The sequence below is a fragment of the Pseudomonas sp. RA_15y_Pfl1_P11 genome (assembly GCF_963970975.1).
GTDB classification, from domain to species: domain Bacteria; phylum Pseudomonadota; class Gammaproteobacteria; order Pseudomonadales; family Pseudomonadaceae; genus Aquipseudomonas; species Aquipseudomonas tritici.
The window spans coordinates 146,781-162,005 of the sequence record NZ_CAXAOY010000017.1; the positions used below are offsets into that span (position 1 = coordinate 146,781).

Annotated in this window: 21 protein-coding genes and 3 pseudogenes; 13 read left to right on the forward strand and 11 right to left on the reverse strand. The window is 58.8% G+C overall.

From position 1 onward, the window contains the following. Window positions 1–4 precede the first annotated feature (4 nt). Together dapF and AACY44_RS20915 are read left to right on the forward strand one after the other, a co-directional pair. Window positions 5–808 carry a diaminopimelate epimerase gene (dapF, locus tag AACY44_RS20910; RefSeq protein WP_339421321.1) on the forward strand — a complete coding sequence of 268 codons (804 nt, stop codon included), beginning with the start codon at window positions 5–7 and terminating at the stop codon, window positions 806–808. 59 nt (window positions 809–867) lie between these two features. Beyond that, the gene (locus AACY44_RS20915) at window positions 868–1,419 is read left to right on the forward strand and encodes a hypothetical protein (RefSeq protein ID WP_339421322.1); all 552 of its coding nucleotides are present in this window, start codon (window positions 868–870) and stop codon (window positions 1,417–1,419) included. Between the two features lie 15 nt (window positions 1,420–1,434). Here the strand turns inward: AACY44_RS20915 and AACY44_RS20920 are convergent, their stop codons facing one another. Together AACY44_RS20920 and AACY44_RS20925 are read right to left on the reverse strand one after the other, a co-directional pair. Beyond that, window positions 1,435–1,860, reverse strand: coding sequence for a GNAT family N-acetyltransferase (locus tag AACY44_RS20920; RefSeq protein ID WP_339421323.1), 426 nt, complete (start codon window positions 1,858–1,860; stop codon window positions 1,435–1,437). After that, window positions 1,857–2,354: a GNAT family N-acetyltransferase gene (locus AACY44_RS20925; protein ID WP_339421324.1), complete on the reverse strand. Its 498-nt coding sequence runs from the start codon at window positions 2,352–2,354 to the stop codon at window positions 1,857–1,859. Before AACY44_RS20925 ends, AACY44_RS20920 begins: the two co-directional genes overlap by 4 nt. Before the next feature lie 207 nt (window positions 2,355–2,561). On the opposite strand from AACY44_RS20925, the gene AACY44_RS20930 reads away from it, so the two are divergent. Beyond that, window positions 2,562–3,032, forward strand: a complete 471-nt coding sequence (locus AACY44_RS20930; protein WP_339421258.1) for a GNAT family N-acetyltransferase — start codon at window positions 2,562–2,564, stop codon at window positions 3,030–3,032. 206 nt (window positions 3,033–3,238) lie between these two features. Continuing rightward, window positions 3,239–3,442: pseudogene (locus tag AACY44_RS20935) on the forward strand (DHCW motif cupin fold protein); the annotation flags it as partial. A 48-nt stretch (window positions 3,443–3,490) separates the two neighbouring features. Here AACY44_RS20935 and AACY44_RS20940 read toward each other — a convergent pair. After that, window positions 3,491–3,973, reverse strand: a complete 483-nt coding sequence (locus AACY44_RS20940; RefSeq protein WP_339421259.1) for a copper chaperone PCu(A)C — start codon at window positions 3,971–3,973, stop codon at window positions 3,491–3,493. Further along, complete coding sequence (locus AACY44_RS20945; protein WP_339530969.1) at window positions 3,973–4,581, reverse strand: SCO family protein; 609 nt, start codon at window positions 4,579–4,581, stop codon at window positions 3,973–3,975. The genes AACY44_RS20940 and AACY44_RS20945 overlap by 1 nt, the downstream gene beginning before the upstream one ends. 181 nt (window positions 4,582–4,762) lie before the next feature. On the opposite strand from AACY44_RS20945, the gene AACY44_RS20950 reads away from it, so the two are divergent. Beyond that, on the forward strand, window positions 4,763–5,146 hold the full coding sequence (locus AACY44_RS20950) for a DUF2946 domain-containing protein (RefSeq protein ID WP_339421262.1): 384 nt from the start codon (window positions 4,763–4,765) through the stop codon (window positions 5,144–5,146). 63 nt (window positions 5,147–5,209) lie between these two features. Next, window positions 5,210–5,755 carry a putative natural product biosynthesis protein gene (locus AACY44_RS20955; RefSeq protein WP_339421264.1) on the forward strand — a complete coding sequence of 182 codons (546 nt, stop codon included), beginning with the start codon at window positions 5,210–5,212 and terminating at the stop codon, window positions 5,753–5,755. A gap of 400 nt (window positions 5,756–6,155) precedes the next feature. Here AACY44_RS20955 and AACY44_RS20960 read toward each other — a convergent pair. Then, a pseudogene (locus AACY44_RS20960) lies at window positions 6,156–6,446 on the reverse strand (hemerythrin domain-containing protein); the annotation flags it as partial. Between AACY44_RS20960 and AACY44_RS20965 the strand changes: the two are divergent. Then, a complete protein-coding gene (locus AACY44_RS20965) occupies window positions 6,445–6,651 on the forward strand; it encodes a PLDc N-terminal domain-containing protein (protein ID WP_049712903.1) in 207 nt (68 codons plus the stop codon). The pseudogene AACY44_RS20960 and the gene AACY44_RS20965 sit on opposite strands and share 2 nt — an antisense overlap. A gap of 58 nt (window positions 6,652–6,709) precedes the next feature. On the opposite strand, the gene AACY44_RS20970 is transcribed toward AACY44_RS20965, so the two are convergent. Further along, on the reverse strand, window positions 6,710–7,270 hold the full coding sequence (locus AACY44_RS20970; protein WP_339530970.1) for a type 1 glutamine amidotransferase domain-containing protein: 561 nt from the start codon (window positions 7,268–7,270) through the stop codon (window positions 6,710–6,712). Window positions 7,271–7,296: 26 nt separating this feature from the next. After that, on the reverse strand, window positions 7,297–7,800 hold the full coding sequence (locus AACY44_RS20975; protein ID WP_339421266.1) for a DUF4142 domain-containing protein: 504 nt from the start codon (window positions 7,798–7,800) through the stop codon (window positions 7,297–7,299). A 196-nt stretch (window positions 7,801–7,996) separates the two neighbouring features. On the opposite strand from AACY44_RS20975, the gene AACY44_RS20980 reads away from it, so the two are divergent. The 3 genes from AACY44_RS20980 to AACY44_RS20990 all read left to right on the forward strand — a co-directional run bounded on the left by AACY44_RS20980 (window position 7,997) and on the right by AACY44_RS20990 (window position 9,013). After that, the gene (locus tag AACY44_RS20980) at window positions 7,997–8,221 is read left to right on the forward strand and encodes a hypothetical protein (RefSeq protein ID WP_339421267.1); all 225 of its coding nucleotides are present in this window, start codon (window positions 7,997–7,999) and stop codon (window positions 8,219–8,221) included. Window positions 8,222–8,223: 2 nt separating this feature from the next. Further along, the gene (locus AACY44_RS20985; protein ID WP_339421269.1) at window positions 8,224–8,655 is read left to right on the forward strand and encodes a DNA methylase; all 432 of its coding nucleotides are present in this window, start codon (window positions 8,224–8,226) and stop codon (window positions 8,653–8,655) included. A 67-nt stretch (window positions 8,656–8,722) separates the two neighbouring features. Continuing rightward, a complete protein-coding gene (locus AACY44_RS20990; RefSeq protein WP_339421271.1) occupies window positions 8,723–9,013 on the forward strand; it encodes a DUF72 domain-containing protein in 291 nt (96 codons plus the stop codon). Here AACY44_RS20990 and AACY44_RS20995 read toward each other — a convergent pair. Beyond that, window positions 8,978–9,763, reverse strand: a complete 786-nt coding sequence (locus AACY44_RS20995) for a DeoR/GlpR family DNA-binding transcription regulator (protein WP_339530971.1) — start codon at window positions 9,761–9,763, stop codon at window positions 8,978–8,980. The two genes, AACY44_RS20990 and AACY44_RS20995, sit on opposite strands and share 36 nt — an antisense overlap. A gap of 121 nt (window positions 9,764–9,884) precedes the next feature. On the opposite strand from AACY44_RS20995, the gene AACY44_RS21000 reads away from it, so the two are divergent. Beyond that, window positions 9,885–11,045: an alpha-hydroxy acid oxidase gene (locus tag AACY44_RS21000; RefSeq protein ID WP_339421275.1), complete on the forward strand. Its 1,161-nt coding sequence runs from the start codon at window positions 9,885–9,887 to the stop codon at window positions 11,043–11,045. A 192-nt stretch (window positions 11,046–11,237) separates the two neighbouring features. Here AACY44_RS21000 and AACY44_RS21005 read toward each other — a convergent pair whose 3' ends face one another. Then, window positions 11,238–12,164: an alpha/beta hydrolase gene (locus AACY44_RS21005; RefSeq protein WP_339421277.1), complete on the reverse strand. Its 927-nt coding sequence runs from the start codon at window positions 12,162–12,164 to the stop codon at window positions 11,238–11,240. A gap of 160 nt (window positions 12,165–12,324) precedes the next feature. Between AACY44_RS21005 and AACY44_RS21010 the strand changes: the two are divergent. Both AACY44_RS21010 and AACY44_RS21015 read left to right on the forward strand, forming a co-directional pair. After that, window positions 12,325–13,129: pseudogene (locus AACY44_RS21010) on the forward strand (SDR family NAD(P)-dependent oxidoreductase). A gap of 11 nt (window positions 13,130–13,140) precedes the next feature. Next, window positions 13,141–13,728, forward strand: a complete 588-nt coding sequence (locus AACY44_RS21015) for an NUDIX domain-containing protein (protein WP_065872219.1) — start codon at window positions 13,141–13,143, stop codon at window positions 13,726–13,728. A gap of 177 nt (window positions 13,729–13,905) precedes the next feature. Here the strand turns inward: AACY44_RS21015 and AACY44_RS21020 are convergent, their stop codons facing one another. Both AACY44_RS21020 and AACY44_RS21025 read right to left on the reverse strand, forming a co-directional pair. After that, window positions 13,906–14,304 carry a hypothetical protein gene (locus AACY44_RS21020; RefSeq protein WP_339421279.1) on the reverse strand — a complete coding sequence of 133 codons (399 nt, stop codon included), beginning with the start codon at window positions 14,302–14,304 and terminating at the stop codon, window positions 13,906–13,908. Between the two features lie 25 nt (window positions 14,305–14,329). After that, the coding region (locus AACY44_RS21025) for an RHS repeat domain-containing protein (protein WP_339530973.1) at window positions 14,330–15,225 on the reverse strand (896 nt) is incomplete at its 5' end.

The following is a 15,225-nucleotide window of genomic DNA, read 5'->3' on the forward strand; positions in this document are numbered from 1 at the left end:
GCCGATGCACTTGCCGTTCGTAAAAATGCATGCCCATGGCGATGATTTCATCATCATCGACCGTCGTGGCCTGCACGATCCGATCACCCCGCACATCGCCCGCCAACTGGGTAACCGCCACACCGGAATCGGCTTCAACCAACTGGCCGTGCTGCTCGACTGTGAAGACGCCGCCGCACGCATCAAATTCTGGAACCCCAACGGCACGCCACTGGCGACCTGTGGCAGCGCCACCCGTGGTGTGGCCGACCGTTTGATGCATGAGGTCGGCACGGATTCGGTGGTGCTGCGCACTGACCGGGGCCTGCTGACCTGCGTGCGTGCGCCGGGGCGGCAAGTGTCGGTGAACATGGGCGAACCTTCGCTGGAGTGGGTGGCAGTGCCGCTGGCCGAGGCCATGGACACGCGCACATTGCCTCTGGAAGGCAACCCTGCGGCTTGCAGCATGGGTAACCCCCATTGCACGTTTTTCGTGGAAGACATTGCTGTTATCGACGTAGCTGCCCTGGGCCCGACGCTGGAAAATCACCCGCTGTTCCCGGCCAAGACCAATGTGCATTTCGTGCAGGTGCTCGACCGGGGCCATATCCGCCTGCGTATCTGGGAGCGCGGGGGTGGCGTGCCGTTGGGGTCCGGCTCGTGCTGCTGTGGGGCGGTGGTCAACGGGATTCGACGTGGGTTGCTGGATGCCACGGTGCAGGTGCAATGCGACGGCGGCACGGTGACCGTGCACTGGGCAGGCGAGGGCGGTGTGGTGCTGACAGGCAGTGTGGAACCGGTCATGCAGGGCAGCGTCTACGTGCCCTGAAACTCCACGGTAAACGTGGTGCCGAGTGCGGCACAGGAGCTCACCGCCACATCCCCGCCGTGTACCTTGGCCAACTCGCTGCCGTATTGACCCTCCCACTGCTCGGCGCCTGTTCCGACTACCACTACAAAAACTACCAGGGCGACTGGGCCCCGGAAAAACTTCACCCCGTCGACCTGTCCAACAACGCGCCGGACGCGGTGCTGGTGTACTTCGACACCTGGCGCGAGCGCGAGCTGGGCGTGCCGTTCCACCGCCTGGTATTGGCCGTCGAAGTAGATGGCCAACCGCTGCCCGGGGCAGGACGTCGCTCGATCCTCGACGTCAGCGGTGAGCAAGCCCTCAAACTCACGCCGGGCAAGCACTCGCTGCGCTGGTGCAACGTGTCGATGAACGCCCTGGGCACTGGTGGCGCGTTCTGCAACAAAGGCGCGGACGACGTCGACTTCAAAGCCGGCCAGCGTTACGTGGTGACCTATCGCCTGACGGCCAGCACCAAAGGTATCGGGCCTGTGGGGCCGAACTACAGCACTGAATACCGCACCTATTCGAGCATCCGGAACCTGGACACCCAGGAAGTGATTTTTCCGTTGCCGGGTGAGGAAGAATAACCCCGCCGGTGCGCGTCACAACACCTTATACAGAAACACCCGGCTGCTGCCCTGCGGTTCGCACGGTATCTCGCCGAACCGCACCCAGCCATGCTTCTCGTAAAACCCCGGCGCCTGGAAACTCAGGGTATATAGCATCGCGTTAGCACAACCCCGGCGCCGGGCCTCATCTTCGAAGGCTTGCAGCAACTGGCTGCCGAGCCCTGTGCCGCGCAGCGAATCGGGCAGGTGGAACAGGTCGAGGAAGGCCATCCCCAAGGTGGTCTTGCCGGTGATGCCGCCGAGGATTTGCTGGGTATCGGGGTCCTTGATCAGCACCGTGAGCAAGCGCCGATCGTTGTAGCCGGTGATGGCTTCGTTGAAGGCAGCGAGGCCATGGCCCAAGATGCGCTCGGCGTCGGGGTTGGGTTGGTCGCTGACTTCAATACGCGGTGCATTCATCCCTGGAGCGCCATTTCCATTTCATGCCACGCCATCCCACCGTGATCCGACGGCGAAGGGCGCACATAGCGATAGCCCATGCGCTCGTACAACGGCACATGCCGTTCCTTGCACATCAAGTGGATCGTCTGCTTGCCCATCCCGCGCATGCGCTGCACAAACTCGGTCATCAACGCCGTGGAATACCCCTTGCCCTGATGCGCCGGGTCGACCACCACCGACATGATCACCACATTCGGCGCCTCGGCCGAATGCCCCACCAACTCCTTGAATGCCTCGTCCGACATCACCACGTTATGAGCGCAGCCGCAGTTGATAAAACCTACCACCTCGCCATCGGCTTCCAGAATCAGAAAGCCCTGCGGATACTGCGCAATGCGCGTGGCGATTTTTCCCAGGGTGGCGGCTTCGTCGCCTTCGTAGGCGGTGGTTTCGATCTCGAAGCAACGCGGGGCGTCAGCGGGGAGGGCGTTGCGGAAAGTGAGGGCGGGCATGGGGTGTCCAGGGGGTGTTGAGCGAAAGGCCACATCATAGGCATCAGGCAAGATCACTGCCAGTCATGCTGCCGCCTTCGCGGCCTCGCTAAAGCTCGACGGCTCCCACAGGGGACTGCATCGCCTGTACGGTTCGACGATCAAAATGTGGGAGCTGTCGAGCTTTAGCGAGGCTGCGAAGACGGCGGATTATGGAGGGAGAGTGAAATGCTGGAGATAAAACGGGCTACCCCGGAGGATGCGCAGGTGGCGTTCGACATCCGTTTGCAGGCCATCCGCAGCCAGTGCATCGGCGCTTACACGCGCGACCAAATGATGCTGTGGACGAGGGGAAAGGCCGAGGATGGCTACGGCGTGCTGATGGATAAACTGTTTTACCTGGGGCAGGTAAACGGTCAGGCGGTAGCCACTGGCATGCTCGACTTGGACAACAACGAAGTGGGCGCGCTGTTTGTACTGCCCGAATTCACCGGGCGTGGGTATGGCAAGGCGATGCTCAATCACCTTGAGAGCGTGGCGCGCGAGCTGGAGATTGAAACCGTGGTGCTGGATGCAACGTTGAACGCAGCGACGTTCTATCGAGCCTGCGGCTACGTGGGGGACAAGCAGGCGATTTACCACTCGCCCTCGGGGTTAGCGTTAGCGTGCATCCCGATGACAAAACGGCTGAGCGCCTGACTGAGCACGGTTCCCGATGTGGGGGCTGGTTTGCCGGTGTGTCAGGCGACGAAAATGTTGGCAATGCTGCCGCCTTCGCAGCCTCGCCGGAGCTCGACAGCGCCAATGTTCATCACATCGACCGAAAAGCCGTGCGCAACCGCGCAATCACTGGGTAGATTGATTCACCCTGGACCTGCGGCGGCGTAGTGCTCTCGCCAAATTCGCTTGAGTACACGCCCGGCTACCTGGCGGATCACTGGTGCTGGCGCGGGCATGTGCTGTTGTGCCTTGAAGGCGAGTTGCACACGGAGCTGGAAGATGGCCGCCAGTTCACCCTGACAGCTGGAATGAGTTACCAGGTGGGCAATGACATGGAAGGGCATCGCTCATCGACGGGCGTCGGGGCGAAGCTGTTTATCGTGGACTAAACCGTCATTCTCCGTAGGCGCGAGCAGGCCCGCGCCTACGGTCTTCCATCAATGCATCTTGCTGTGGTCCATATGGCCATGGTCCATGCCATCCAGCCCACGCGCCTTGGCGTTGACGTCGACAGTCTGCTTTTCACCCTTGGCATTTTGCACGGTGAGGGTCAGCGGCACCTGGTCGCCTTCCTTGATCTGGCCGGTCAGGCCCATCAGCATCACGTGGTAACCGTTGGGGTCGAGGGTCACGGCTTTGCCGGCAGGCAGTGCCACCGAATCCACCGGGCCCATGCGCATCACGTCGTCCTTCATGCTCATTTCATGGATCTGCACGTCCTTGGCCCCGGGCGAGGCCACGCTCAGCAGTTGGCTGTCGCTGTCGGCCGTGACGGTCATGAACGCACCGCTGGAAGGCTGGCCCGGCACGGTGGCGCGCACCCAGGCGTCGGTCACTTGCACCTGGGCGCTGGCGTGCGCTGCGAGGCCGAGCAGGGTCAGGCCGAACGTCAGGCGTTTGAGGTGTTGAACGGCAGTCATTAGCAGACCTCCATGACGGTGAGCAGGTCTTCTGCGCACTCTTTAGCGGTAAGGGATGCCCGCAGGCCCAGGCGCAGGTTGCCACGGGTATCGAACACGAAGCTGGTGGCGGTGTGGGACAGGGTGTAGGTGTCGCCGGCGGGGATCTTTTCATAAAAGATGCCGAATTCCTTGCCGGCCACGGCGATTTCTTCCGGGGTGCCATACAGCGCTTCGAAGCTGGGATCGAAGGCCTTGACGTACTTGTCGAGAATCTCGGGGGTGTCGCGTTCCGGGTCCAGGGTGATAAACACCACCTGCATGATTTCGCCGTCGCGGCCCATCAGCTTCTTGGCCTGGGCGGCACGCGCCAGGGTGGTCGGGCACACGGCCGGGCACTGGGTGAAACCAAAGAACACCACCGGCATCAGGCCACGATACGAACTGAGGGTGACGGTTTCGCCGGCGGTGTTCTTGAGCCTGAAGGTGCGACCCATGATCTTGTCGCTCAAGTCCTTGCCGTACTTGAAGTTCAGCTTGGGGCTGTAGTCACAGCCGCCCAGCAGGCTGCCCAGGCCCAGAAGGCCCATGCCGGTCAGCACTTTGCGGCGGGTGAATAGCGTACTCATCGACGGTGCGTCCTGTGAAACGCCTGCATTGCTCTGGATCTACACATCAGGCTTTGAAAAGGAGTAAAGGAGGAGGGCGCCAAGTCTACCAACCCTGGCGGCGACACGTAATCTGCGACGTTCTGTCACAGGGGCGTGCCGTGCTTCATCCTTTTGTGGCTCTGGTGGTAAAGTCGCCGCCATGAAATTGACCCACCCCGACCGTTCACTGATCGCCTGGGCCCTGTACTTTTGCATGCTGATGAACCTGTTCGTCTGCGGTTTGGGTCATGGACAGATGATGGGCCAGACACTCAATGGCGTCGGCGGGGCGTTCTGTTCGGTGGATGGCAGCCAGGCGCCAGTTTCCGACAAAGGGTTGGGCAGCCCGTCTTCCAGCAACATCTCGAACTACTTTGCTTGCCCAGTTTGCAATGCGTTGACGCTTGCGCTGGTGTTTCTGGTCGGCCTGGCCTGGCTGTTAGGCCTGGGACGAACGCCACGTCCGACCCATGAACGACGCAACAAGGCGCCGCCGCGTTATTCCTGGCCCTCGGCGAACCCCCGCGCTTCACCTGCATTCTGACGTCCGCCCCGGGGCCTCCTGAAACCAGGAGGCGTTCCATCGTCATGACTGTGAGTGCGTTTCATGAACCTCCTACTGCCCGCAGGCGCCAGCCGCCTGGTCAGCAAGGCGTCCCGTCGCCTGCGCGCGGAACCTGTTCCGCCTGAATACCCCAGTAATTCGCGTAACTTCGTGCATCTGGATGCGCGCCTTTTGCCCTATTGGCACACCCTGTTCGATATCTGCCCGGCGCTGCTCAAACTCGACCCGCCCGAGGGCCTCAACCTGTTTCGCAGCTTCATGACCTGGGCCTATCGCAACCGGCCGCCGCTGGATTGGACCTACCACTTGAATGTCTGCCGCTGGCTGCTGGGCTCGGTCTATGGGGCGCAGATCGATGATGAGCCGATCGAGGCGTTCATGGCGGCGGCGGCCGCGGGCTGGGTCAATACGGACGAAAGCCAGGCCCAGGGTGTGGTCCTGGCCTGGCAGTCGTCGCGGGTTTTCGATTGGAAACACGCTCAGCGTACCGGGACCGAGCACCCGGCGCTGCCACCGCCACCCTGGGATTTTGCCTGGAGCCCGTTGAAAGCGTCGTGTGACTTCAGTGGGTGGTTGCCGGTGCCTTGAGCGGCTGCCGAGCGCCTCCCAACAGCTCTGCCTTGATCTGCATCAAGGCGCGATGCCGATCAAGGAGGTCGGGTGTGAGCGTCGTCCGCCGGTAAGGCGTCGCCTATGGTCGAGCCTTTTCCGCTTCACTCCAAGCACCCGTCACCGGTCACGGATGAACCGTCAACTGCCTGTGCGGGGTGCTTCCTGGCTGTCTCTATGGCTATCGGCGGGCTTGGCCCGCTTGCTCGGCGGTTTGTCGGTGGCTTTGGTTTTTTTGTCGCTGTCTGAGGGGCTGCTGGGGTAGGTCCCAGGCGGCAGGGCTGAACCGGCGTCGCTGTCGCCAGTCAAGGCGTTAGCGGCAGGCTCGGGGTTATCGCCAAAGGCTGAGAGGCCGACGATAAGCAAAATCCGTTGGGACGATATGCTGGTCCAGCAACGCCTTGACCACTTTGACGCGGCCGGAAAACTCGGTTGTCGAAGGCTCAGTCTGCTTCAAGTCAGGCAGCACCAGAGAATCGACGGTGCGATGCTCTTCCTTGGCTTCGTGGTACATGATGTCCTGTTCCTTGCCGCCGGCCTTTCTGAATGCCGGGTACAGAATCTCTTCTTCCACCATGAATGGCGGGCGTATTAGCCGTTGCAGGTAATTTAAATGAACCCTCAGCGCCGATGCTTGACCTAATGCACAAGACCTCAGGAGGTGACTCATGCAATTAGAATATATCTGGATCGGTTTGGCGGTGATTTTGCTGCTCGCAGAGCTGTGGGCGATTAACGTTGTGTTGCGCAGCACGAGTGGCTGGGAGACTAAGGGGTTGTGGCTGATAATCCTGATCTTTGTGCCGCTGTTTGGGTTGATTGCATGGGCAATGTTCGGGCCGAAACGTGAGATGCCCGAGCAGCATCGAGGCTAAAACAGAGGTAAAAAAACAGGCGCCCATTGGGCGCCTGTTTGCGTTCAAAGCCACCTGTTCAGCCTGCGACAGCCTTGGCAATCGTGCCGTTGAACGCCGGCAAGTCGTCCGGCGTGCGCGAGGTAATCAGCGTCCAGCCATTGGCTGTGCACGTCTTGGTCTCGGCATCGACCCAATCCGCCGCGCCGGCATTGACCAAGTCGGTGCGCACACTCTTATACGAGGTCAGGGTCTTGCCCTCGATCACGCCCGCATCGATCAGAGCCCATGGGCCGTGGCAGATCGCCGCCACGGTTTTACCCGCCGTGACGAATTCGTTGATCAACGTTAAGGCAGCTGCATCCTGGCGCAAGGTGTCGGCATTGACGGTGCCACCGGGGATTACCAGGGCATCGAAGTCCGCCCCGGACAGTTCGGACAGCTTGGCGTCCGACTCTACGGTGCGGTCCTTTTCGGTGTCGCCGACAAACGTCTGGGTGGTGCCGCCCTCACTGGATCCATGGGTCACCGTAGCGCCAAAACCGCGCAGCGCTTCCAGGGGCTTAAGCAGTTCATCGCGTTCGATACCCGTGTTGGAGGTGATGATGAGGATGTTCTTGCCGTTGAGTTGCGAACTCATGTTCGAGTGCCTCCTGAGTCGTGGGGTTACTTGGCGTATTTGGCTTGCAGATCCTTGGCGGCCTTCAGGTGAGCTTCAAGGGTTGGCAGAGTCTTGGTGGCGAAGGCCTTCAACTCAGCATTGTCCGAAGACATGGATTCTTTCTTGAACAGCTCGACGGTTTTTTCATGGGCGGCGACCTGATTGTTGGCGTAGGCCTCGTCAAACGATTCGTCGCGCATTTCCAGGATGGCTTTCTTAGCCTTATCCGTCAGGGCAGCATCATCCGGTACTTCGATGTCGAGCTTTTTAGCCAGGGTCGCCAGTTCCTGATTCGCCTTGGTGTGTTCAGTCACCATGTGTTGGGCAAAGGTCTTCACATCAGCCGAACTGCTCTTTTGCAGGGCCAGCTTGCCCGCCTCGATTTCGGTGATGCCACCTTCGGCCGCATTGTCGACAAAGCTATTGGACGTTGCCGCCATGGCGGTCGAAATTGAGCCTGCAACCAGTACGAAGGTCAGGCCCATTTGTTTCATTAACTGAGTAGTCATGGTGTGGCTCCTTAAAGGTGGCGTGATGCCGTTACCTGAGTGTTGAGGGGGTGGCTGTGCAAAAGGTTTAATTTAATTCGCGCTTATTTCGCCAGTGGCCGTGCCCGGTTGAATTCTTGAACTATCGAAATTCAGTGGCCTCTGCTGCTTAGGTGTCCGCGGATTTTTGCGGGCTGAAACTGCCAGGAGATTGACCATGACCGATCACAAAAACGCTGACAAAACCCCAGACCCGATCAGCTCGGAAAACGTGCAGAAAGGCATTGAACAGCCATCCAAGGGGCAGACCCTGGACCGTCCGAACCCCAAGACCGAAACCGTCGATAAAGTGCTGACACCGACTTCGATCAAAGAGACTGAGCGCCAGACCGATGCGATTAACGAGCAGGCCGACAAAGCCGAGCGCAAGTTGGGGCACTAGCCATGGCTCGGGCGATTACCGCGTCTGAGTTGGGCATCGAGCTCAAGCCTGACGATGACGCGAGCCTGTTCAAATGGTTTATCGCCAGCTTCTTGATGGGCAAGCGGATTCAGGCGCCAATCGCTGCGCAGGCCTACAAGGTGATCGTTGAAGAACAAGGTCGCGACACTGCACGCAAGTTGCAGCACTGCACTTCACGGGAATTGGTCGTCATGTTAGGGCGTGCTCACTACGTGCGTTACGACGAAACCACCGCGCAGCGCTTGCTGGACCTCAGCGCCAAGCTGAATGCCGAGTACGCTGGCAAGCTCACCCAGATGCGCAGTGCCAGTAAAGACCGCCAGGCGTTTGAAAAGCGCCTCGGGGAATTCGACGGCGTAGGACCTAAAACCATCGAGATTTTCATGCGTGATGCGGCGCCGGTGCTGTTTTAACCACGTCGCTTTTTGTGGGATGCGGGTGCTTGAGCCGCGTTACGCTACCTGGCTCGCAGCTGAGGTAATGTTGCAGGATTTTGAAATTGGCAGGGTTGCCGCTGATCCTGCTGTGATTGAAACCGGCGGCGTGCCCGGCGGTTGGCGGGGCGTGATTTATTGGCGCCTGTATGGATCACCGCGTATCTATCACAGTGCTTATGGCCCTGAGCGAGTGCAGGCATTTGCGCAGGCATTGGTTCAGGCTACCAACGCCGGCATTCCCACGGGGTGCATCTTCGACAATACCGCCAGCGGGCATGCGACGCCCGACGCCTTGTCCCTACTCGACCTCTACTCGCAACACTTCCAAGCCTAACTGCTCATACGCCTCCATACTCGGCACATGCCATTCGGTAATCAGCGTATGAATGTGGCTGCAGGGCGCCACCACAAAGGGCTCCACCGCACCGAGCTTGTCCGCCATGGTCACCGCCACTACATGGGAGGCGCTGTCGAGCAAGGCTTGCTTGACCGCCACTTCATCAAAGTGCAGCGAGCTGATGCCCACTTGCGGATGCAGCGCGCACACCCCGGTAAACAGCAGGTCGGCCTTTATGCTTTGGATAAGGCGCACAGTTTCGTGGCCGTTGGTGGAGAGCGTCGCGGGGTTGAGTTGGCCACCGGTGAGGATCACTTTTACATCGGGGTGGTCGGCCAATGCGATGGCGATCAAGGGCGACGTTGTGACCACGGTCAGGCGAATCGAGCGGGGCAATGACTGCGCGATCTGCAGCGTTGTGGACCCGGAATCGAACAGCACGATCTGGCCATCTTGCACGCGGTCGGCCGCCAGTCGGGCGAGGCGGCGCTTGGCCTCGTTGGTTTCGCCAACGCGGGTGAAAAAGTCTTTGCCAGTGTCCTTGGGCCGAGGCAGGGCGCCGCCGTGCACGCGTTGTAACAGGCCGGCGGCGGCGAGTTCGCCGAGGTCCCGGCGGATGGTGTCTTGGGATACGGCAAAGTGGTCCACCAATTCCGAGGCGGTGACTTTGCCGTCGCGTTCCAGCAACAACAGGATCTTCTGTTTGCGCAAAGAAGGCAGGTCAATGGCTTGATGAGTGTCGTGCATGGTTTTGCGTCATTTTGCGGGTTTATGCAAGATTATGCGTGTGCCGATATAAACGCAATGGCTGGTTGAGCAGCCGATGGGCGGTTACTCTCAGTGTTCAGTTCAGGGAGAGGTGACTTAGATGTCGTTGATTACAACCATCGAAGATTTACGCAAGCTCGCGCAAAAACGTGTCCCACGGATGTTCTACGACTACGCCGACTCCGGCTCCTGGACTGAGAGCACCTACCGGGCGAATGAAAGCGATTTTGCCAGCATCAAATTCCGCCAGCGGGTGGCGCGCAATATCGACGAGCGCTCGATCCGTGCCAGCATGATCGGCCAGGACATGGCCATGCCGGTGGCGCTGGCGCCGACCGGATTGGCCGGCATGCAGCATGCCGATGGCGAGATCCTGACCGCCCGCGCGGCTGCCGCGTTTGGCCTGCGCTACACCTTGTCGACCATGAGCATCTGCTCCCTGGAAGACATCGCTGAACACGTCGGCCAGCCGTTCTGGTTCCAGTTGTATGTGATGCGCGATCGCGCTTTTATCGAACACTTGATCGAGCGCGCCAAGGCTGCCGGCGTGGATGCGTTGGTGCTGACCCTCGACCTGCAGATCCTCGGGCAACGCCACAAGGACTTGATCAACGGCCTCTCGGCACCGCCCAAGCTGACCCTGCCGAATATCCTCAACATGGCCACCAAGCCGCGTTGGGTGATGGGCATGCTGGGCACCAAGCGCCGTGGTTTCGGCAATATCGTCGGGCATGTGAAAGGTGTGGCGGACATGAGTTCACTGTCTTCCTGGACGGCCCAGCAATTCGACCCGCGCCTGAGCTGGGACGATGTGGAGTGGATCAAGAAGTGCTGGGGCGGCAAGTTGATCATCAAGGGCATTCTCGATGGAGAAGATGCGCGCCTGGCCGCGAATTCCGGCGCCGATGCACTCGTGGTGAGCAATCACGGCGGTCGCCAGCTGGATGGCGCGCCGTCGAGCATCAGCCAACTGCCGGCAATCGTGGAGGCGGTGGGAGAGCGTATTGAAGTGTGGCTCGACGGCGGCATTCGTTCTGGCCAAGACGTGCTTAAGGCGATGGCGTTGGGTGCAAAAGGCACCATGATCGGTCGGCCGCATTTGTATGGCCTGGGTGCGATGGGCGAGGCGGGCGTGACCAAGGCACTTGAAATCATCGCCCGTGAGTTGGACGTGTCGATGGCGCTGTGTGGGTATAACGATATACGCGATGTGAATCGCGAGATTTTGTTGCCCGGCACATTTCCAGAAAACTTTTATTGAGCAAAAAAAACGTAAAAATATGAAAAGAGTTGTCCACGAAAACCGTGGGTATCTCTGTGGATAACTTTGCGAAGCCCCGACAGGGTTGGCGATTTAAGCCAAGATCAATATTTGATCAACTTCTGACTTGGCCCAGCATGGGCTGGGTTTGCGCTTGACAGGCAAGCGCGAATCCAGTGCCGGAATGTGTTTTCAAGACTCGCCGTTGCGGCCTGTGGCGTGCGTGACAACCTGGGGTGGCATCTTCGCTTGCATCAGTTTGTCCAACGCCTGGCCATAACTGCGACCGCCCAGGCTCATGCTGTTGTTATGGCTGGCGCCGGGTACCAATAACAGCCGTTTGGGTTCCTGGGCGGCTTCAAACAATTGTTGGCTGAAACGCGGCGGCACGTAGCGGTCGTCTAGGCCATGCACCACCAGCAACGGCATATGGATATCGGCAATCTTGTCGATGGAGTCGAATTTCTGCGACAGCAGCCAGCGCACCGGCAACGAACTATTGGCCACCGCCGTGGCTACATCTGCCAGCGAGGTAAAGGTGGATTCAATCACCAAGCCGCGAACTGGCAGTGGTGTTTGTTTGCCTAACTCGGCGGCCAGGTCGATGGCCACCGCGCCGCCCAGGGAGTGCCCGTAGATCAGGCGTTTGCTGGGGTCAGGTTGCAGCACCTGGAAGCGTTCCCAGGCAATTCGAGCGTCTTCATACACGCTGGTTTCTGACGGAAGCTCGCCGTGGCTCTGGCCGAAACCGCGGTAGTCGATGGCCAGCACCGAGTAGCCCAGGGCGTGCAATTGCTCGATGCGAAACAGTTGCCCGGTGAGGTTCCAGCGTACGCCGTGCAGGTAGAGGATCGCGGGTGCGTCCTTCTTGTCCGCCGGGTACCACCAGCCATGTATGTTCTGCCCCGATTTGAAACTGGCGGGTTTGAGTTCGAACTCCTGCACCGCCTTAGGTAAGCCGCTGTACCAGCTGGCGGTACCTGGCTCGATGCGAAACACCAGTTCGCGTTCCTTGTGCTGCAGCACGGTGCACCCCACCGGCAGGCCGACGATCAACAACGCCATGCACAACAGCGGAAACCAGCGCAGGCTCAGGCGCGAGAAAAAACGAGAGGGCATGAAGTTTCCAGAGAAAAGGTGAAGCAGGGTTTTTACCAGATGGCCCACACAGGCAGGAATTAATTCGACAGCCGTCCACGGGGATTGCTTGCAAAGTGTTACAGCATTGAACAATGCGTGCAGGGATTGTTAGGGTGGGGCCGAACAGGAGAGCAAGCACATGGATTTCACAGGCAAAACCGCAATCGTCACTGGCGGCGCACGCGGGTTGGGACTCAGCTATGCACGGGCACTGGCCCAAGGCGGCGCGCGAGTGGTGATCAGCGATATCGGCGCCGACAACGCCGGCTCAGGCAGCGATGCCTAGGTGGTGCAGTCGGCGGCAGAGGCCTTGCAGGCCGAAGGCTTGACTGTTATCGGCCATGGCGGTGACTTGTCCACGAACGAGGGCTGCCAACAACTGGTTGCGTACGCCATCGAGGCATTCGGCCAACTCGATATCCTGATTCACAACGCAGGCTGGGTGGGTTACCAGAACATCGCCGACCTCGACGTTGCGTTCCTGCAACGTGCCATGGATATCAACCTCTACGCACCACTCTGGTTGTGCAAGCACGCCTGGCCGCATCTGCTGCGTTCATCTGCGCCGCGCATCATTCTCACCACCTCCGACCGCGCCATGTATGCGCAATATGAACAGACCGGCCTGGTGGCCTACAGCGCAGGCAAGATGGCGCAACAATGCGATCTCGCCGGTCGCCAAGACGCGCATGTGGGGCGTGACCGAAGAACCGGATGAACTCAAGCCGGAGTGGGTGACGCCGGGGGTTGTGTTCCTTGCATCAACGCAGTGCGACGACACGGGTTATATTCTGCGCGCCAGCAACGGGCAATTCACCGCCACGCGCTTTACGGAAAATCCCGGTGTGGAATACCCCCGTGATTTGGCCCGAATCAAAGCCCGAAGCGCAGAAGAAGTCGCTGCCGCCTGGGGTCGCATCAAACAAACGCAGACACTTTCTTGAGAAAACCGATCATGGATAACAGCCCCGTTCGCATCACCGCAGAAGAGACACTCTCGGAAAACTGGTACCTGCTGAAAAAATACAGCTTCGACCTGCGCCGCCGCGACGGCAGCTGGCAAGCCCAGACCCGCGAGGTATACGACCGCGGCAATGGCGCGACCATCCTGCTGTACAACCGCGAGCGGCGCACCGTGTTGTTGATTCGCCAGTTTCGGATGCCGACGTTTGTCAATGATTACCACGGATACCTGATCGAAGCGGCGGCGGGGTTGCTCGACAATGCCAGTCCCGAAGAACGTATTCGCCTGGAAGCGGAAGAAGAAACCGGTTATCGCGTGGGGCATGTGGAGAAGGTTTATGCGGCATTCATGAGCCCGGGCTCGGTGACGGAGCGGATTCACTTTTTCATCGGTGAATATCAACCGGGGGATCAGGTGGGCAGCGGTGGCGGTCTGGAAGAAGAGGGCGAGGATATCGAGGTGCTGGAGCTTGGCTTTGAGCAAGCGCTGGCGATGGTGCAAAGCGGAGAGATTGCGGACGGGAAGACCATCATGCTGTTGCAGCATCTGGAGTTGCGGATGTTGAAAGAAGGGTGGTGAGTCAGCTTTTGTAGTGAGCAGGCTTGCCCTGCGCTGGGCTGCGAAGCAGCCCTAAAAACAGACACTGCCGATTTAACTGAAAAACCCGTTGCCTGGATTGGGGCCGCTGCGCGGCCCAACGCGAGCAAGCTCGCTCACCACAGGATGGGCTGTGTTGCCTCGGAGAGCGGTTTTGGTTTACCAAGTTGATTGGTCTTCGAGGCTGGCTTTTTGTAGATCGTCTCTCCAGACTTCGTTGGCAAGCCGATAGATGTCGGCGAAGAAGCCACGGGGATCGGCTATTTCTGTTTCATTCCAAGCCATGGTTATATATTCGTCGTAATCGCTTTTAAATTCTTTCGAAAAGTCGAAGTCGGGATTGTCTAGTGCATCCCTGAGCGTCGAGATTAATATAAAGCGATGTCTGTATGAAAAATACATAAGGTCTTTCAGGATAAAAGAAATTATGATTTTTTCCCTGTCTTTCTTGTTGTTAGGGTCATGCTTCCATAGTTCTTTGCCAACTGTTTCTTCAAGGTCGTATACCGATAAAGCTCCTAATATGTGAGAGATGTTAGGGGTGTAAGGAGTGTTCATAAATGGGCATTTCAGCATTGTCTGCTCACTTCGGGAATGCGGTGAATGGTCTAGTCGGGTTGTTTCTATCAAATCTGATTTCCGCTCTTTTCATGTTTTCAATGTATCTAGGAGTGTTTACGTCCCTGCCGTTAGGTTTGTAGCCTCGTCCGGCTCCAGGTAGTTCGACCACAACCACAGGGTTTCCGCTTCTATCAAAAGCTGTAGGAGATGGTGAGTCGCCTTGCATCTTGCCCATAGCCTTATTTATAGCGTGGAACTGCATTCTCCAGGATTTAAATTGGGAGCTGGAGTTGATGACACCTCTCTCTCCCGTCGCTGGATTTGTTCCATCAATAGATCGTTGCCTTAATTCATTATCTGGTATCTCTGGACCATGCTTTTCAACCGTATGCATATCGTACTCCCGCTCCCAGTCCAGCACTTTTCGTTTTGCATTTGCCTCTGTCAGTTTATCTATTCTCGCCTGTCGCTCAGTTCGCGTCAGTTGAGGTAGTGCGGGTACGCCTTCATTGACGCTAGGTATCGGGAGGACAGAAGGAGCATTTGGTTCACACCCGTCACCCGGACAAGCACTTAAGCCTAAAGGATCCACCCATCCTGTCGGGTTGGGCACGTACTGGTACGCGTTAACCCCACCCGCCAGCTTCACCGGATCCGGGGTCAGGTAGCGACCAATATCCGGATTGTAGTAGCGATGGCGGTTGTAGTGCAGCCCGCTTTCCGAGTCGAAGTACTGGCCTTGGAAGCGCAGTGGGTTGTCGATTGTGTTGATGTCGAGGCGGCTGATTTCACCGTAGGCGCGGTAATGCGCGGACCAGACGATTTCGCCATCCGGGGCGGTGAGTTCCTGTGGGGTACCGAGGTGGTCGAGTTGGTAGTGGTAGGGCTTTGTTTCTTTTGGGCCGAAGCCTTCCAGCA

What these genes read in the sequence shown, in the direction of transcription:
- AACY44_RS21000 (WP_339421275.1), top strand. Translation starts at nt 9,885, where the DNA reads ATGTCGTTGATTACAACCATCGAAGATTTACGCAAGCTCGCGCAAAAA.
- AACY44_RS21005 (WP_339421277.1), bottom strand. Translation starts at nt 12,164, where the DNA reads ATGCCCTCTCGTTTTTTCTCGCGCCTGAGCCTGCGCTGGTTTCCGCTG.
- AACY44_RS21015 (WP_065872219.1), top strand. Translation starts at nt 13,141, where the DNA reads ATGGATAACAGCCCCGTTCGCATCACCGCAGAAGAGACACTCTCGGAA.
- AACY44_RS20970 (WP_339530970.1), bottom strand. Translation starts at nt 7,270, where the DNA reads ATGAGTTCGCAACTCAACGGCAAGAACATCCTCATCATCACCTCCAAC.
- AACY44_RS20925 (WP_339421324.1), bottom strand. Translation starts at nt 2,354, where the DNA reads ATGCCCGCCCTCACTTTCCGCAACGCCCTCCCCGCTGACGCCCCGCGT.
- dapF (WP_339421321.1), top strand. Translation starts at nt 5, where the DNA reads ATGCACTTGCCGTTCGTAAAAATGCATGCCCATGGCGATGATTTCATC.
- AACY44_RS20955 (WP_339421264.1), top strand. Translation starts at nt 5,210, where the DNA reads ATGAACCTCCTACTGCCCGCAGGCGCCAGCCGCCTGGTCAGCAAGGCG.
- AACY44_RS20930 (WP_339421258.1), top strand. Translation starts at nt 2,562, where the DNA reads ATGCTGGAGATAAAACGGGCTACCCCGGAGGATGCGCAGGTGGCGTTC.
- AACY44_RS20945 (WP_339530969.1), bottom strand. Translation starts at nt 4,581, where the DNA reads ATGAGTACGCTATTCACCCGCCGCAAAGTGCTGACCGGCATGGGCCTT.
- AACY44_RS20950 (WP_339421262.1), top strand. Translation starts at nt 4,763, where the DNA reads ATGAAATTGACCCACCCCGACCGTTCACTGATCGCCTGGGCCCTGTAC.
- AACY44_RS20985 (WP_339421269.1), top strand. Translation starts at nt 8,224, where the DNA reads ATGGCTCGGGCGATTACCGCGTCTGAGTTGGGCATCGAGCTCAAGCCT.
- AACY44_RS20995 (WP_339530971.1), bottom strand. Translation starts at nt 9,763, where the DNA reads ATGCACGACACTCATCAAGCCATTGACCTGCCTTCTTTGCGCAAACAG.
- AACY44_RS20940 (WP_339421259.1), bottom strand. Translation starts at nt 3,973, where the DNA reads ATGACTGCCGTTCAACACCTCAAACGCCTGACGTTCGGCCTGACCCTG.
- AACY44_RS20920 (WP_339421323.1), bottom strand. Translation starts at nt 1,860, where the DNA reads ATGAATGCACCGCGTATTGAAGTCAGCGACCAACCCAACCCCGACGCC.
- AACY44_RS20980 (WP_339421267.1), top strand. Translation starts at nt 7,997, where the DNA reads ATGACCGATCACAAAAACGCTGACAAAACCCCAGACCCGATCAGCTCG.
- AACY44_RS20975 (WP_339421266.1), bottom strand. Translation starts at nt 7,800, where the DNA reads ATGACTACTCAGTTAATGAAACAAATGGGCCTGACCTTCGTACTGGTT.
- AACY44_RS20990 (WP_339421271.1), top strand. Translation starts at nt 8,723, where the DNA reads ATGTTGCAGGATTTTGAAATTGGCAGGGTTGCCGCTGATCCTGCTGTG.
- AACY44_RS21020 (WP_339421279.1), bottom strand. Translation starts at nt 14,304, where the DNA reads ATGAACACTCCTTACACCCCTAACATCTCTCACATATTAGGAGCTTTA.
- AACY44_RS20965 (WP_049712903.1), top strand. Translation starts at nt 6,445, where the DNA reads ATGCAATTAGAATATATCTGGATCGGTTTGGCGGTGATTTTGCTGCTC.